Genomic DNA, 288 nt, shown 5'->3' with positions numbered 1-288 from the left:
ACTTTTTAGTTCGTGGCTAAGTGACGAAGCCGACCAAGCCAACGCCATAAAACGCGATGCACCTGTGATGGTAGTTATTGGAAATCCGCCTGATAGTGGAATTTCTTCTAATAATGGCAAATGGATTTCAGATTTAATTGAAGATTATAAATATGTTGATGGAGAACATTTTAAAGAGCGTAAACATTGGTTAAATGATGATTATGTAAAATTCTTGCGTTTTGGACAACATTTTATTGATAAAAATGGAAGTGGAATTTTAGCCTTTATCAATCCTCATGGTTTTTT

1 protein-coding gene is annotated in these 288 nt (G+C 34.0%); it reads left to right on the top strand.

Annotation, left to right across the window (positions count from 1 at the left end):
• On the top strand, positions 1–288 hold a 288-nt coding region (locus WFZ85_RS16260), incomplete at both ends, for a hypothetical protein (RefSeq protein ID WP_342697282.1).

It is taken from the genome of Flavobacterium aureirubrum, from assembly GCF_038739835.1.
Taxonomy (GTDB): domain Bacteria; phylum Bacteroidota; class Bacteroidia; order Flavobacteriales; family Flavobacteriaceae; genus Flavobacterium; species Flavobacterium aureirubrum.
Note: the sequence above shows the minus strand (reverse complement) of the source record. Positions and strands in the feature narration are given on the sequence as shown.